General features: G+C 66.5%; 13 protein-coding genes. 9 read left to right on the top strand and 4 right to left on the bottom strand.

Annotation, left to right across the window (positions count from 1 at the left end; translation table 11 throughout):
• Window positions 1-16 precede the first annotated feature (16 nt).
• Entirely contained in the window at window positions 17-2,272 is a 2,256-nt protein-coding gene (locus NON19_RS21350) for an nSTAND3 domain-containing NTPase (protein ID WP_255930368.1), read from the bottom strand.
• 945 nt (window positions 2,273-3,217) lie between these two features.
• Here NON19_RS21350 and NON19_RS21355 point away from each other — a divergent pair.
• The 5 genes from NON19_RS21355 to NON19_RS33745 all read left to right on the top strand — a co-directional run bounded on the left by NON19_RS21355 (window position 3,218) and on the right by NON19_RS33745 (window position 7,539).
• On the top strand, window positions 3,218-3,625 hold the full coding sequence (locus tag NON19_RS21355) for a YciI family protein (RefSeq protein ID WP_255930370.1): 408 nt from the start codon (window positions 3,218-3,220) through the stop codon (window positions 3,623-3,625).
• An 8-nt stretch (window positions 3,626-3,633) separates the two neighbouring features.
• Window positions 3,634-4,809, top strand: coding sequence for an RNA polymerase sigma factor (locus tag NON19_RS21360; protein WP_255930372.1), 1,176 nt, complete (start codon window positions 3,634-3,636; stop codon window positions 4,807-4,809).
• A gap of 298 nt (window positions 4,810-5,107) precedes the next feature.
• Window positions 5,108-5,509, top strand: coding sequence for a BlaI/MecI/CopY family transcriptional regulator (locus NON19_RS21365; protein ID WP_255930374.1), 402 nt, complete (start codon window positions 5,108-5,110; stop codon window positions 5,507-5,509).
• Between the two features lie 13 nt (window positions 5,510-5,522).
• Entirely contained in the window at window positions 5,523-6,470 is a 948-nt protein-coding gene (locus tag NON19_RS21370; protein ID WP_255930457.1) for a M56 family metallopeptidase, read from the top strand.
• A gap of 202 nt (window positions 6,471-6,672) precedes the next feature.
• A complete protein-coding gene (locus tag NON19_RS33745) occupies window positions 6,673-7,539 on the top strand; it encodes an MmyB family transcriptional regulator (protein ID WP_372514223.1) in 867 nt (288 codons plus the stop codon).
• On the opposite strand, the gene NON19_RS21380 is transcribed toward NON19_RS33745, so the two are convergent.
• Window positions 7,457-7,891, bottom strand: a complete 435-nt coding sequence (locus tag NON19_RS21380; RefSeq protein ID WP_255930376.1) for a GNAT family N-acetyltransferase — start codon at window positions 7,889-7,891, stop codon at window positions 7,457-7,459. The genes NON19_RS33745 and NON19_RS21380 overlap by 83 nt on opposite strands.
• Window positions 7,892-7,944: 53 nt before the next feature.
• Window positions 7,945-9,015 carry a phosphotransferase family protein gene (locus NON19_RS21385; protein WP_255930378.1) on the bottom strand — a complete coding sequence of 357 codons (1,071 nt, stop codon included), beginning with the start codon at window positions 9,013-9,015 and terminating at the stop codon, window positions 7,945-7,947.
• A 113-nt stretch (window positions 9,016-9,128) separates the two neighbouring features.
• Between NON19_RS21385 and NON19_RS21390 the strand changes: the two genes are divergently transcribed.
• Together NON19_RS21390 and NON19_RS21395 are read left to right on the top strand one after the other, a co-directional pair.
• Window positions 9,129-10,064 (top strand): MBL fold metallo-hydrolase, encoded by a 936-nt coding sequence (locus NON19_RS21390; protein WP_255930380.1) that lies wholly within the window; start codon window positions 9,129-9,131, stop codon window positions 10,062-10,064.
• Between the two features lie 278 nt (window positions 10,065-10,342).
• Entirely contained in the window at window positions 10,343-11,065 is a 723-nt protein-coding gene (locus NON19_RS21395; protein WP_255930382.1) for an SDR family NAD(P)-dependent oxidoreductase, read from the top strand.
• Window positions 11,066-11,130: 65 nt separating this feature from the next.
• On the opposite strand, the gene NON19_RS21400 is transcribed toward NON19_RS21395, so the two are convergent.
• Window positions 11,131-11,751, bottom strand: coding sequence for a hypothetical protein (locus NON19_RS21400; RefSeq protein WP_255930383.1), 621 nt, complete (start codon window positions 11,749-11,751; stop codon window positions 11,131-11,133).
• Window positions 11,752-12,470: 719 nt separating this feature from the next.
• Between NON19_RS21400 and NON19_RS21405 the strand changes: the two genes are divergently transcribed.
• Window positions 12,471-14,048 (top strand): acyl-CoA carboxylase subunit beta, encoded by a 1,578-nt coding sequence (locus tag NON19_RS21405; RefSeq protein WP_255930384.1) that lies wholly within the window; start codon window positions 12,471-12,473, stop codon window positions 14,046-14,048.
• Window positions 14,049-14,058: 10 nt separating this feature from the next.
• Window positions 14,059-14,301, top strand: coding sequence for an acyl-CoA carboxylase subunit epsilon (locus NON19_RS21410; protein ID WP_255930385.1), 243 nt, complete (start codon window positions 14,059-14,061; stop codon window positions 14,299-14,301).
• Window positions 14,302-14,359: the final 58 nt, after the last annotated feature.

The raw sequence follows: 14,359 nt of genomic DNA on the forward strand, positions 1-14,359 counted from the left end.
GCCGCGGTAGATCGCGTCAACCTGAATCATCAGCCCGAAGCGAACCCATCATGTCCGCAACATCTCTCATCTCCTGAATATAGCTCATCCCGGAATCAGATCCCGATAGCTCACGCCTGCCGTAATCACCTCCGTCCTCATCAAGGTCCGCCACCTTATCTACCGCTTCACCATAGCCGGGGAAAGTTCGCTCCGGATCCTTATATTCATTCGCGAAAGCCAAGACCCCTTCCATTACCGAGTGATCAATCATCGAGTCAGGCCCCTCCTCTGCCCATGCCGCAATCGCATCCTCGGCGTATCTCTGCATATGCTCCTCGACGTCTAGAATTGCCGAATTCGGAAAAATATCGGAGTCGCTCTCAAGGAAGCTTTTAGCAGATTCCATCAAGTCCCAGGACGACAAATCTCCCGTGATCCATTCAACCGCCATATCGACAGCGTCCGGGAGGGCGTTACGCAATGACTCCCGATCCGACTCATTCAAAAACTGGATAATATCGATAACATCCTGTGGATCGTATGCGTCGAGAATGGCTTCGTCTTCAACGATCGCCTTTCGCGCACACTCTAGGATCGGTTCAGAGGCGAGGACTTCACCAAGGTGCAGATACATCCTCGCACGTTGCGCTGGATCGGTGCTCGTGTTTACACCGTCACTACGTAGACCCTGTGAGTCAAATGCCTTCAGCACTACACTTTCGACGATCTTCAAATTCTGCTTGAAGAACCGAAGAACTGCTTCTTGTTGATTAGCCATCACCAAGAGAGCCTCGATCTGCTCAAAATGAGAGAAGCACTTGACGAGCTGAAGGAAACTCGAGCGATCCTCAAATAGGTATTCTCGCATGAAGTCGCGAACGGATGGATTATGGAAGGCCAGGAAGATTCTATCGGATTTTCGATAGGTCCTTAACATTGTTCCGTCAAGCATGGCGAGAGAGGTTCGCAGATCTCTAGAACTTCGCCCCAAGGAAGTCCAGAGATCCTGCATATCCCCCAGGTAAACGCCGCCCATAAACGAGTAAGTGAGCGCCAGAAGTTGAACGTCAGGGTCTTTCAGTTGATGACTCACTATATGGGACCACACGCTTCGAGGGTCTCCGAGATTCTCCAGGATACGTCCCCCGATATCCTCATCGGCGGACGGGAAGCTATCCGCTTCGGCAATAGTTGCTGCCACCACGCGGGGATTGAAGTTCTGATGCTGAATAATTGGTCGATATACTGCAGGATCCGCAAAGGTTGACTTTATATCATCGCTGAGCCCGGATGCATAGACGTGATTATAGAGAATGGTTCCTCTGGCGCGATACGTGTAATCCGCCATGTCGACAACACAGGTCTGCAGATCGAAGCGGTGCCTATGGAGCTTTTCGTATCGCTGGCGCGCTTGAGCGAGAATATACTCACGCGTCGTGAGGACAAACCGCTTGTTACGAGACTTTTCAATCCTGCCCATAAAGGCAATAAGGCGGCTGTCTTCATTTTTTCCGAGCTTCTCTTCTAGAGTTGTCTGCCCTAGAAAATCGTCATAGTAGTAGATCTGCGCAACTTTGTCGTCCCAGAGAGAGTTCGCTTCCTCAAGATCCGCAGATATCTCGACTAGCTCATATCCTTCGCTCACATAGCCAGCACAGAGAACTTGCGCCAAGGTTGTCTTACCGATACCAGGGATCCCCGCTATGACGCACGTGTGCCGCGTCTCCAGAAGGTCCACAGCCCTGCCGTAGCTCTCGTTAGGCGCATATGTTCGCAGCGTGGAATCCAACTCTTCTGCGAGTTGCTGAGAGCGCGTCAAAACACTTTTGGACAGCAGTGCAGACAAGACCGAAGCACTGGTCAGCCATAGGCGGACATGACGCCTGACAACACTTTCATGTTTGCGGAGCAGTGCATTTATTTCCGTGATGCCGTAGATGTCGCTCGGCGTCTTCACGTATGGTGACAGGATATTGTATATCTTATCCTTGGCGCCCTTCGTCAACTCTACGGAAGTGGCTAGGATATATCTATCCGGTTGCAGCCTTTGCACTTTCGGGAGTTCGGAATCCTTGATGCGCTCTATCAGCTTTGAGCGCGGCGAGCGGACCCAGTGCTTACATTGGACCACTAGGTGAGTATTGCCTGCATGGAGATAGCGTAGATCGACTCCAGAATCGGCGCCAGGTGAGAATATTTCAAGCCTCAACCCGTACTCTGCCTCGAAAATGTCCTTGCAGACAGCCTCGAAATCGAAGTCCGTTAGCCTAGTTAGATCGAAGTTCTCCATAACTCCCGTCCCCTGCTGGCGTTCCTCGTATTATGGACTGACACCGTGACAGTTCACCCAGAGATGCGCGAAGTCTGCCGCGAGTTGTCTGGACGGGGGACTTCGCGAGCAGCTAGCGCTCTCTAGGCCGGAACGCCCTCCCGGCCTGTCCTGGGGCCGTGGAAGGGCGCTCAACGATGATCAACGCCGACAGATACCGACAGCTCAGCAGCAGGTCAGGACGTTGATCGATTAGGCGGACGCAGGTCGCGGCCGCCGTTGATCCGTTGTGGCTGTACAGCAGCGAAGGCGCTAGGCAGAGCCAGCCCCCTGGATCGAACCTGCAAAGCGGTGCTCGGTCGCGCTTGCGCTGGCACTCGCTAGTCGCTGATCGAAGCAATGAGGCGGATGCCTGCAAGTAGGCACCCGCCCCGGCAGCCTCCGTTGCAAGATCAGTAGCAGTACACCCCTGTCCAGCGGTGCCCACCACTGTCCGCCCCTTGGGCTGACCAGCGCAGATGGACACCGCCGGACGTCGCCGGACTACGTCCGGCTTGCTCGTAATGCGTAGGTCAAGGGTTCGATTCCCTTAGGCGGCTCCCTGGAAGACCAGGTCAGACAGTTTCTGACCTGGTCTTTTGCTTATCCTGCAGCGCTTTCGGGAAAGGTGGCCGCGCATCAAGCCGTGCCACGGAACCCAAGGGGAGCGCGAGGGGGAGCGCGTCAGCGCACGCGCTGGGTGCTGGAAGGCCTACTCATGGGCCAAGAGTCGGGTGTTTGGTCGGTGTCGATCTTCGAAGCGCTCGTCCTCGCGCCACGCTGTGGACCCGGACGTCGTGAGACGGCTCGCCCAGGCTCATCCGCGAGAGCCCAAAAAAAATCGGACGGTGATGTCGAGAACCCGTGACCGGCTCCGTCTCCGAGGTGAAGCGGCCACAATGGATCGCACCAGCGAGGAGAAACACGATGGCCAAGTACTTGCTGCTCAAGCACTACCGCGGCGCCCCGGCTCCGGTTAACGACGTGCCGATGGATCAGTGGACGCCGGAGGAGATCTCGGCGCACATGCAGTACATGCGGGACTTCGCGGCCCGGCTCCAGAAGACCGGCGAGTTCGTCGACAGCCAGGCGCTCGCCCCCGAGGGCACGTTCGTGCGGTACGACGGTGAGGGGCGCCAGCCGGTCACCGACGGCCCGTTCGCCGAGACCAAGGACCTCATCGCCGGCTGGATGGTGATCGACGTCGACAGTTACGAGCGCGCCCTTGAGTTGGCGGGGGAGTTGTCGGCCGCCCCCGGCGCGGGCGGCAAGCCGATCCACGAGTGGCTTGAGCTGCGCCCGTTCCTGGGCTGCCCGCCCACGATCACGGAGTGACCCCGCCGATGGATGAGGCCCTGCTCCGAAGCCTCACCCCGAAGGTGCTCGGGATCCTCGTCCGCCGCGGAGCCGACTTCGCGGCGGCCGAGGACGCCGTGCAGGACGCGCTGGTCGAGGCGCTCCGCGTGTGGCCGGCCGACCCCTCCGCGAGCTCTTCGAGCAGCGGATACCCCATGCGGGATCCCAAGGGCTGGCTGGTCACCGTGGCCTGGCGCAAGTTCATCGACGCGGCCCGGTCGGACGCCGCACGCCGCCGCCGTGAGAGCCTCGTCGAGGAGGAGCCGGTGCCCGGACCCGCGCCCGCGTCGGACGACACGCTCCAGCTCTACTTCCTGTGCGCCCACCCGTCGCTGACGCCCTCGTCCGCGGTCGCACTCACGCTGCGCGCCGTCGGCGGGCTGACCACCCGCCAGATCGCCCAGGCCTACCTGGTGCCCGAGGCCACCATGGCGCAGCGGATCAGCCGGGCCAAACGCACCGTGGCTGGCGCGCGGTTCGACCAGCCCGGCGACGTCGCCACCGTGCTGCGCGTCCTCTACCTGGTCTTCAACGAGGGCTATTCCGGCGATGTCGACCTCGCCGCCGAGGCCATCCGGCTCACCCGGCAGCTCGCCGCCCGGGTCGACGACCCCGAGGTGGCGGGGCTGCTCGCCCTCATGCTGCTCCACCATGCCCGGCGCGCCGCCCGGACCGCGCCTGACGGCAGCCTGGTACCGCTCGCCGAGCAGGACCGCGGCCGGTGGGACACCGAGTCGATCGCCGAGGGCGTCGGGATCCTGCAGGCGGCTCTCGCTCGCGACCGGCTGGGCGAGTTCCAGGCCCAGGCCGCCATCGCGGCACTCCACGCTGACGCGCCCACCGCCGAGGAGACCGACTGGGTGCAGATCGTCGAGTGGTACGACGAACTCACGCGGCTGACCGACAACCCGGTCGTCCGGCTCAACCGCGCAGTCGCCGTCGGCGAGGCCGACGGACCGCGCGCGGGCCTGGCGGCACTCGCGGCGCTGGACGCCTCCCTGCCCCGCCACGCAGCGGTGGCGGCGTACCTCCACGAGCGTGACGGCGACCTGGCGACGGCGGCACGGCTGTACGCCGAGGCGGCCCAAAAGGCACCCAACCTCGCCGAGCGCGACCACCTGACGCGCCAGGCAGCCCGGCTCAACGCCCATCGAAGTCACTGACGAACCTGGTGTGGAGGCCATCGTGTCGGGCCTTGGCCTGGCCATGAAGCCAAGTCATGTAGCCATGTGGCCACTACTGCCTCCCGGCAACGTGCGGGGTCTCCATCGCCCACCACCCTCGTTCGAGCCGACAGCGGCGCGGGATGGAGGTCGACGCAATCGGGAAGCGGACCGGACCTTCGGTGCGGCAGAGGTAGAAAGGCCGCGCGGTCATGGCACACTCTGGAAGGGTAAGAACTTCTACATGATCGTAGAAGTTCTATGGGCTGTAGACCATGAACGGAAGGTCGACCAACCGATGGCGGCAGGCGAGCACGAGTCGGCGGAACCGGCAGGCGGGCGGCGGCCCGGTGGGGCGCTCGAAGCCGAGATCCTCGGGCTGCTGCACGCGGCCCCGCAAGCCCTCTCACCGGGGGAGGTGCTGGAGCGTCTGGGCGGCGACCTGGCCTACAGCACCGTGGTGACCGTGCTGTCCCGGATGCACGACAAGGGGCTGCTCACCCGCGCAAAGCGGGGCCGCGCCTACGCATACGCGCCGGTGGCCGACGCCCATGGGATAACCGCGCGGCGCATGCGGCAGGTCCTGGACAGCGACCCCGACCGGGAAGCGGTGCTCTCCCGCTTCATCAGCGATCTGTCGGCCGACGACGAGCAGTTGCTGCGTCAGATGCTCGACGGCGACCTCACCGACGGCCAGTGAGGGCCGCCCGGTGATGCACCTGCTGGCGTATCTGCCGCTGCTCTTCCCGGCGTTGGCCGCGGTCGCGGCCCGGCCGCTCGCCGAACACCTGGAACCCCGCCTGGCGACCTGGCTGTTGACCGCCTCGACGGTGGCACTCGCCGCCTTCAGTACTGCCGCGCTCGGCGTCCTCGCCGTGGCCGGGCTGGTCCGCCTGCCCCTGGTCGCCTGGGTCGGCCACTGGTCGGCGACGACCGTACGCGCGGGCGACCCGGTCTCGACGGCCGAAGCCGCCCTCTCGTGCCTGCTGTTGGCCACCGCGGTGTACGCGGCGCTGCGCCTGCTGTGGCGTCGGGTACGGGCCTTGGTCGCCGCCGGGTTCGAGGCCGCCTGCCTGCCCGGCATCGACGAACTGGTCGTACTGGAAGACCCTGCCCCCGAGGCGTACGCGCTGCCCGGTCTGCCGGGACGGGTCGTGGTCTCCACCGGCATGCTCGACGCCCTCGACGAGGCCGACCGCGAGGCCATGCTCGCCCACGAACGCGGCCATCTGGCAGCCCACCACTACGCCTTCGTCGCCGCCACCCACCTGGCCGCCGCCGCCAACCCCCTGCTGCGTCCGGCGGCCACGGCCGTCGCGTACACCGTGGAACGCTGGGCCGACGAGCACGCGGCGGCCGTGTGCGGCGACCGACGCCAGGTCGCCCGCGCGGTGGGCAAGGCGGCACTGGCCTCCAGGCACACTCCTGATCGAGGGCGGCTCTCGGCCGCCGCCCTGGGCCTGCTGGGGATGCGCCGCGACCCGGTCCGCCGCGCCGGGCCCGTCCCTCGCCGCGTCGCCGCACTGCTGAAACCGCGACCGCCGCGGTACCCGCTGCTGCCCTTGGGCGCCTGCGCCGCCGTGGTGGGCGCCAGCGGCCTGTGCGCCTTCGCCGCCGCCCACGACCTCCACGTCGTGCTCAAGCTCGCCGGTGCCGGATGACCCAAGCCCCAGGACTTCAAGGGCCGATACTCGGAAGGACACCATCGGCGCCCGCTGATCCCACCAGCGCCGACCCCGGCCGTGGGCCACAGTGGCGGTCATCACCACCTCGTTGGTCAGCCAGCGGTCGTCGATCCAGGCGAGGCCGAAGCGGTACGTGCCGCCCAGCGTCCACCGTGGTGAGCCGAACCGGGTGGCAAGGATGTGGGCGGCCTGGAACACCGCGGCGAGTTCCGCGCTGTCCCCCCGGACGGTCACCAGGTGGTTGCCGAGGAGGTGCTGGGTGGCGTCGAAGGCGGTGAGCAACTGGGTCGGCCGCGCCTTGTCCCTCAACCAGGCGGCCCGGGACTTCCACGTCGAGTGGGAAGAGGTTGCCGCCGCAACCGTGGGACAACTACGGCTGTCCGCCGCACGCCACCCCGATGATGCCGAACTGGCGTCATTCGTCGGCGAATTGCGCCGACGCAGTGCGGACTTCCGTCGACTTTGGGATACCGGGGACGTGGAGCAGCGCACGTACGGGGCCAAGACACTTCAGCACCCAGCGGTCGGCGTGTTGAGGCTCGATTACGAGAACTTCGACTTCCCAGGCAATCCCCCGCCACCACCTGGTCACCTTCAGCCCGGGGCAGGACACCCCCACCAAGGCAGCGTTGCAGCTGCTGAAAGCCGACACTGCCCCAGCGGCAGCTTTAAACCGCGGCACGCGATGGTAAGGCGGGGCCGGATGGAGGAATCCAGTGGCTGGCTTGTTCGCTGCCCATTGGGCGTCAAGTGCGAAGTGGTAGCGAAGCTTTGGTGGTCAGTGGATTCGGCAATTCCGTCCAGCGCACGTACGGTGCGGGCCCGCCCGCTCTCCAGCGCCCTTGGACCAGCCGAGCCAGAACGGAATACGGGCACCTGCCCTTTGGGGAAGGACAGGTGCCACCATAGGCACGCGCGTGTGTGTGTGAGTCAAGAGCCTTACCGAACGGGCTCCAACCGGCTCAGCCCAGTTCTGCCGAGAAGTGCAGGGCTGTTATCGAGAGCCGGTGGGCGTGGTAGAAGCGGTGGGCGCCGTGATTGGTGACTCCGGAGTCGAGTTCGATCCGGACGCATCCCGCTTTTCGGCCGCGCTGCTCCAGCTCGGCCAACAGCCGGGCGCCGATTCCGCACGAGCGCAGTTCGGGATCGGTGACGAGATCGTCGACGAACAGCAGTCGGCCACGGCTGGTTGCCAGCACCCGGTGCGTGGCGACCCCGACGCACCGGCCGCGCCCGTCGCGTGCGACGGTGAACACCAGACCCTGCTGGTGGGCTTCGGCCGCGAACGCCATGGCCGACTCGTGGGTAAGCGTGGGACGCAGCGCGCGGATTAACGGTGCGACCTCGGCCGCCATGGCGGAGTCGCCGGGCGCCACATCAGAGAAGATCAGCTCCATGGCGGTCATGGTACGAGCGCCCTTCGCGGGCTTCGGCCAACCGCGACCGCGGTTCAACCGGAGTGGACGGGCGCGTCATGAGTGGCCGACAGCGCCAGGTCGAGCAGTGCGACGGCGTTGCGGTGCAGCTCGGCGGCGGAAGCGGAGGGTAGTACGCCGCTTTCCTCGAGCAGTCGGGCGAGGCGGGCGGTGAGCACGCTGAGGCGGAAGGCCGCCAGGACCTCGAAGTACGGCAGGTCCTTCACCGGGCGCCCGACGAGATCCTCATAGTGCGCGACGGTCTCGTCGCGTTCCGGCAGCCCCTCCAGCCGCGGTATCCCCATCCCCTCGCTGAGGAACCGATCCGTGTGCAGATACCAGGCCAGGTCCGCCTCGGGCCGACCCCGTTCGGCCATCTCCCAGCCGAGTACGGCGGCGGGCGTACTCCCCCGGTAGACGATGCCGCCGATCCTGGCGTCGCCCCACAGCAGATGGTCGGCCCCGCACGGGGCGGGCCGGTTGTCGCGCAGCCACCGCAACGCGGCCCGTACGGTCGGGTCGGCCCCCGCGCCGTAGAAGGCCAACTGACCATCCGCGCCATCCAGTTGCCGGTCGGATCGCGGGAGGAAGTGCGCGCCGAGCCGCAGCTGATCCAGTGTGTGGATGCGGGCCAGCACCTCCAGACCACCCAACCAGACGGTCCGCCGCTCATCCGGCCGCAGTCCGGCCAGCCAGCCGTGCTGGTGGTACGAGGGCAGATCGGACGGCGTGTTGCCGGGGGTTCGCCGCAACACCAGGAACGGCGCCCCAAGCACCGTGCCGGTGGGCTCGTGCGCCACGATCTCGGGCAGCGGTACGCCCGTGCCCCGTAAGCAGGTGTGCAGCCGGATCTGACGGGTCCAGCGTGCGGTGGGGTGGACCCGCTCCAGGGTGGGCGCGATGCGCAGCGCCAGTGGTTCCGCGCGGCGCCTGCCGTGCTGCGTCCACTCCGCGTCGAAGTGCAGGGTCTCCGCGCACCAGCCGATCGACGCGGGGAGCCGGATCGGTCCGAGATCGACGCCGGTCCACCCGGGGGAGCGCCCGGCGAACCAGTGGAAGAGCACGGCTCGGGTCAGTTCGGGATCACGCTGAAGGAGCGCGGGCACGGTGGTCCTCCGATCGGCGCGGGCGGTTGGGCGATGGGGCGGCTCTCCAGCGGTACTCAAGCCCGCGGCGGCTTAATCGGCTGGCACCTGATTCCCATCGTTGCGGAGAAGACATGCGTTCACAGGTCGGCGAGAACGGGTCGGAAGCGCGGCCCAGGACCGAGGAGATCGCCCCGGGGGTCCACGCGTACGTACAACCCCACGGCGGCTGGTGCGTCAGCAACTCCGGCATCGTGGTCGGGACCGACGCGGTGGTCGTGATCGACACCGCGGCGACCGAGTCGCGCGCCCGCGCACTGCTCGACACCGTGCTCACCCTGGCCCCGGGCCGTAGGCAACTCGTGGTCAGCACGCACCACCACGGCGACCACACCTTCGGCAACTGGGTGTTCGCACCGCACGCGACGCTGATCGCACACGAGTTGGGACCGGCCGAAGTGGTCCGCAAAGGCCTTGGGATGCAGCGGATGTGGCACGACGTGGCCTGGGGGCGGATCGACATCACCCTGCCCTCGGTGACCATGCGCGACCATCTCACGCTGCACACCGGCGGGCCGCGCGTGGAGCTGGCGCACTACGGGACGGCGCACGCCCAGGACGACATCGTGGCCTGGCTTCCGGAGCACCGGGTGCTGTTCGCCGGTGACATCCTGTTCTCCGGCTGCACCCCCTTCGTTCTGATGGGTTCCCTCGACGGGTCGCTGCGGGCCATGGCGCGGCTGCGTGAGCTTGAGCCGCGGGTGATCGTGTGCGGTCACGGTGAGGTGTGCGGCCCTGAGGTCATCGACGCCAACGAGGCGTATCTGCGCTGGGTGCGGGAGACGGCGAGGGCCGCCCGCGCACAGGGGCTCACACCGCTGGAGGCGGCGCGCCGCGCCGACCTCGGCGAGTTCGCGGGACTTCGCGATCCCGAGCGGCTGGTGGCCAATCTGCACCGCGCCTACTTCGAGTTGGAAGGCGGCGCTCCCGGCGGCTACATCAGCTCCACGCCGGTGATGCGCGAGATGGTCGAGTACAACGGAGGCCGCCCGCTGACCTGTACGGCCTGATGCCGGAGGGCGAGCCGGGGGGCGAGCCGAGGGGCGAGTCGGGGAGCGGTGCGGTGCCAACTTCCCCTCCCGTCTCCGCGCCTTCGTAGCGGTTCCGTGCCTTCGTGGCAGCGAGTCTCGGCACGGACGGTCGCGTCTGGGTGGAGCGGCGCTCGGGCCGAACTCCCAGCGGCCGGTACCACCGCTCCACCAGCGCTCCGGCGGATCACCACCGCACTGGCGCACCATCGCGGGGGACAGGGCGCGGCAGCGGCGCGGCTCATCGGCCGGGAGGAATCATGCAGTTGGACGGCAGGACGGCGGTCATCACCGGTGGTGGCCGCGGGCTCGGGCGCCATGTCGCCGAGGCCCTCGCCGCGGCGGGTGCCGTCGTCGTGGCCGCGGGGCGCAACCCGGGTGAGTGGCGGACCCCGGCCGGGGTCGCGACGCTCAAGGCCGACGTGACCGTTCCCGAGTCGATGACGGAACTGATGGCGACGGTGCAGGAGCAGTTCGGCGGGCCGCACATCGTGGTGGCCAACGCCGGGGTGAGCAGGCCAGGTCCGGTGGCGGCGCTGGCGGCCGAGCACTGGGGCGAGGTCATCGACACCAACCTCAACGGTGTCTTCCACACCGTGCGCGCCGCGATCCCCTACCTGAAGGAGTCACCGGGCGGCCGGGTCATCACGCTCTCGTCGCTGATCGGCCGGCGTCCCATGCCCGGCGCCGCCGCCTACTGCGCGTCCAAGGCGGCGGTGGAGATGTTCACCCAGGTATGCGCCCTGGAACTGGGACCGCTGGGCATCACGGCGAACTGCCTGTCACCCGGCTTCATCGACGCTGGCATGGGGCGTCAGTTGATGGCCAACGAGGCGCTGTGGGGCCGCTTCTCCGGCGCGCTGGCCGCCGGGCGGCCGGGCACCGGCGAGGAGGTCGGCAAGGTGGCGGTCTTCCTCGCCTCGCAGGACAGCTCCTACGTCAACGGCCATGTGCTCAACGTGGACGGCGGCGTGGGATGGTGACGGAACGCGGGTGCCGACGCCACCGCGCGGGGCGTCGGCACCCGGGCCGGGCGGATGCCGGGACGTCAGACGCTGGTAACGCGCCTGCTCAACGCGTGGTGGACGTCCGCCTCGTGGTAGTAGGTACGGCCGGAGTGGTTACGGCGCCGCCACTGGTGCTCACTGGCGAGGCGGTAGACGCTGCCCGGCGCGACGTGCCACAGATGCGAGATGTCGGCGGCGCTGAGCCAGCGTATGGTGCGTGCGACCGATGGGACGGCGGTCCGGGTCTGCCCACGTTCCATACGGTGCCGCAACCGCAACCATTCGTGCTCCGGCCAGGCGTGGCCGTGGTCGGCGGTGCACACGATCCGGTTCGGCTCGCCGTGCTCGCGAGGCAATACGACCGCGACCAGCGTGCCGGAGCACTCCGGCTCCATGCAGGCGCCGACCACGACCCGGCGCCCGGCGCCCGGTTGCACCACCTGCTGCGCACCGCGCACCAGGTGCGCCACCTCGCGGGTGAGGTCGGCGGCCGCGAAGTGCGCCGTCAGCCAGTCGATGTGCCGGACCGCGAATTCGACCAGGCTCCGCACGGTACGCGCCGGAGGGGCAAGCTTGCGTTCCCTGGCTATTAGCCCACTCCAGGAACTGAGCACGGTCAGGATCGCGGCGCGGGCATCGGCCGCCGCGGTGTTGAACGGCATTCCCGGCAGGGGGCCGCCCGATGTCTTTTCGTTGAATTGGCGGGAGCCGCCGAGCAACTGCCCGCATTCGTCATAGAGCCTGGGCAGGCTCCTCAGTTGTGCGACGAGCCTGTCCCTGCACAGCCCGCACAGTCGGCGTCCAGCGATCACACGATGCCGAGGCTGCCCGCTGCCATCACGGAGCCGGCAGCCCTCCCCCGCGCACAACGCCCCCCCGGTCGCCGTGCGGCCCGTGTTTCGGTTCACCTGTTGTCCCCCTTAAACTCACCACGCTTCCGGCGGGCGAAGCCGATACGGCCCGGTGGAAGCCCGTTGGGAGAACTCTCGGGCCTGCCGATCCAGGGACACTGGAGAGCAACCGGTCAGCGATGGGGAAAGTGCCGATCCGTCCGGTTGGTGCGGGTAGCGATGGCGGAAATCCCTTGACTTCCCGACCAGCGCCGAAGAGGATGAGGACTAAGTTCCCTGTCATCTGTGCCGAGTTGAGACCGCCAGATGTGACCGCCAGATGGCCGTCGGATGTGGCTGCCAGATGTGCCCATCAGATGTGGCCGTCAGATGCTTCAGGGCCTCCGGCGTCAACCAAGCCGGACCGGGCGCCAGGTGGATGGCGCTTCCGTGAATCAGCCATTGCCGCCGGTTGGCCGACCCACGCACAAGCCCCGCGCTATCGGTGCCGAACCCTGCGCTTCAGTCCCACGGATCTTTGGAGGACGCGCATGAGCAGCATTCACAAGGACGGTACGCATGAGACGGCGAATCGGGTCGAGGAATTACACGCGATTCGTGAGCAGGTGCGGCGGGGGCCGAGTGAGCGGGCGACTGAGGCGCAGCATGCCAAGGGGAAGTTGACTGCGCGTGAGCGGATCGAGCTGTTGCTGGATGCGGGGTCGTTCCACGAGGTGGAGCCGTTGCGGCGGCATCGTGCGTCGGGGTTCGGGTTGGAGGCGAGGCGGCCGTACACCGATGGTGTGATCACGGGGTGGGGGACCGTGCATGGGCGCACGGTGTTTGTGTACGCGCATGATTTCCGGATCTTTGGTGGTGCGTTGGGTGAGGCGCATGCGCAGAAGATCCACAAGATCATGGACAAGGCGATCGCGGCGGGTGCGCCGTTGGTGTCGCTCAACGATGGTGCGGGGGCTCGGATCCAGGAGGGTGTCAGCGCTCTTGCTGGTTACGGTGGGATCTTCCAGCGCAACACCAGGGCTTCGGGTGTGATCCCGCAGATCTCGGTGATGCTGGGCCCGTGCGCCGGAGGCGCCGCCTACAGCCCCGCGCTGACGGACTTTGTGTTCATGGTGCGGGAGACCTCGCAGATGTTCATCACTGGGCCGGATGTGGTGCAGGCGGTGACGGGGGAGAAGGTCTCGCAGAACGGTCTGGGTGGTGCGGATGTGCATGCCGAGACCTCGGGCGTGTGCCATTTCGCCTACGACGATGAGCAAAGTTGCCTGGAAGAGGTGCGCTACCTGCTGTCGCTGTTGCCGCGGAACAACCGTGAGAACCCGCCGGTGCTGCCCACTACGGATCCGGTTGACCGGCGTGGTGAGGCGCTGCTGGATCTGGTTCCGGCCGACGGTAACCGGGCGTATGACATGCGCAAGGTGATCGAGGAGATCGTCGATGACGGCGAGTTCCTTGAGGTGCATGAGCGGTGGGCGACGAACATCATCTGTGCGCTGTCTAGGCTGGATGGGCAGGTGGTGGGGATTGTCGCGAACCAGCCGCAGACGTTGGCGGGTGTGCTGGACATCGAGGCGTCGGAGAAGGCCGCACGTTTTGTGCAGATGTGTGACGCGTTCAACATCCCGATCGTGACGTTGCTGGATGTGCCGGGGTTCTTGCCGGGGGTGGATCAGGAGCATGGCGGGATCATCCGGCATGGTGCGAAGTTGTTGTACGCGTACTGCAACGCCACGGTGCCGCGGATCTCGCTGATTTTGCGCAAGGCGTATGGGGGTGCGTACATCGTGATGGACTCGCAGTCCATCGGTGCGGATTTGACCTATGCGTGGCCGACGAACGAGATCGCGGTGATGGGTGCCGAGGGCGCGGCGAACGTGATCTTCCGTCGGCAGATCGCGGAGGCGGATGATCCGGACGCGATGCGGGCGGCGATGGTCAAGGAGTACAAGTCCGAGTTGATGCATCCGTACTACGCGGCCGAACGCGGTCTGGTCGATGACGTGATCGATCCGGTCGAGACCCGTGAGGTGCTGATCCGCTCGTTGGCGATGCTGCGTACCAAGCACGCTGATCTTCCGTCCCGTAAGCACGGCAACCCGCCGCAGTAATCGCGTAGTTATGGAGATGGAGAACGTTGTGAGCACTCCCGTAGATGCCGCTGCCGCGACCGTGGTGACCGTGCGGCGCGGGCACGCCGAGCCCGAGGAGCTGGCGGCGATCACCGCCGTGCTCCTGGCCCGCGCCGCCACCGCGCGCACCGCAGCCGCGGCCGACAACGACATCCGAACCGTCGCCCACTGGCGCCGACTCGAGCGTGCCCAGGGCTTCTACGCACCCCACAGCTGGCAAGCGGTCGCCTAACGCGGCCGGGGGTTGCGGGGGTTGCCCCCGGGATAACGCAGCGCACCCCAATAGCTGG

It is taken from the genome of Streptantibioticus rubrisoli, assembly GCF_024436055.1.
Lineage (GTDB): Bacteria > Actinomycetota > Actinomycetes > Streptomycetales > Streptomycetaceae > Streptantibioticus_A > Streptantibioticus_A rubrisoli.

Excerpts from the sequence above, each read along its gene's own strand:
- NON19_RS21350 (WP_255930368.1), bottom strand. The coding sequence starts at position 2,272 with ATGGAGAACTTCGATCTAACTAGGCTAACGGACTTCGATTTCGAGGCT.
- NON19_RS21355 (WP_255930370.1), top strand. The coding sequence starts at position 3,218 with ATGGCCAAGTACTTGCTGCTCAAGCACTACCGCGGCGCCCCGGCTCCG.
- NON19_RS21360 (WP_255930372.1), top strand. The coding sequence starts at position 3,634 with ATGGATGAGGCCCTGCTCCGAAGCCTCACCCCGAAGGTGCTCGGGATC.
- NON19_RS21365 (WP_255930374.1), top strand. The coding sequence starts at position 5,108 with ATGGCGGCAGGCGAGCACGAGTCGGCGGAACCGGCAGGCGGGCGGCGG.
- NON19_RS21370 (WP_255930457.1), top strand. The coding sequence starts at position 5,523 with ATGCACCTGCTGGCGTATCTGCCGCTGCTCTTCCCGGCGTTGGCCGCG.
- NON19_RS33745 (WP_372514223.1), top strand. The coding sequence starts at position 6,673 with ATGTGGGCGGCCTGGAACACCGCGGCGAGTTCCGCGCTGTCCCCCCGG.
- NON19_RS21380 (WP_255930376.1), bottom strand. The coding sequence starts at position 7,891 with ATGGAGCTGATCTTCTCTGATGTGGCGCCCGGCGACTCCGCCATGGCG.
- NON19_RS21390 (WP_255930380.1), top strand. The coding sequence starts at position 9,129 with ATGCGTTCACAGGTCGGCGAGAACGGGTCGGAAGCGCGGCCCAGGACC.
- NON19_RS21395 (WP_255930382.1), top strand. The coding sequence starts at position 10,343 with ATGCAGTTGGACGGCAGGACGGCGGTCATCACCGGTGGTGGCCGCGGG.
- NON19_RS21400 (WP_255930383.1), bottom strand. The coding sequence starts at position 11,751 with ATGCCGTTCAACACCGCGGCGGCCGATGCCCGCGCCGCGATCCTGACC.
- NON19_RS21405 (WP_255930384.1), top strand. The coding sequence starts at position 12,471 with ATGAGCAGCATTCACAAGGACGGTACGCATGAGACGGCGAATCGGGTC.
- NON19_RS21410 (WP_255930385.1), top strand. The coding sequence starts at position 14,059 with ATGGAGATGGAGAACGTTGTGAGCACTCCCGTAGATGCCGCTGCCGCG.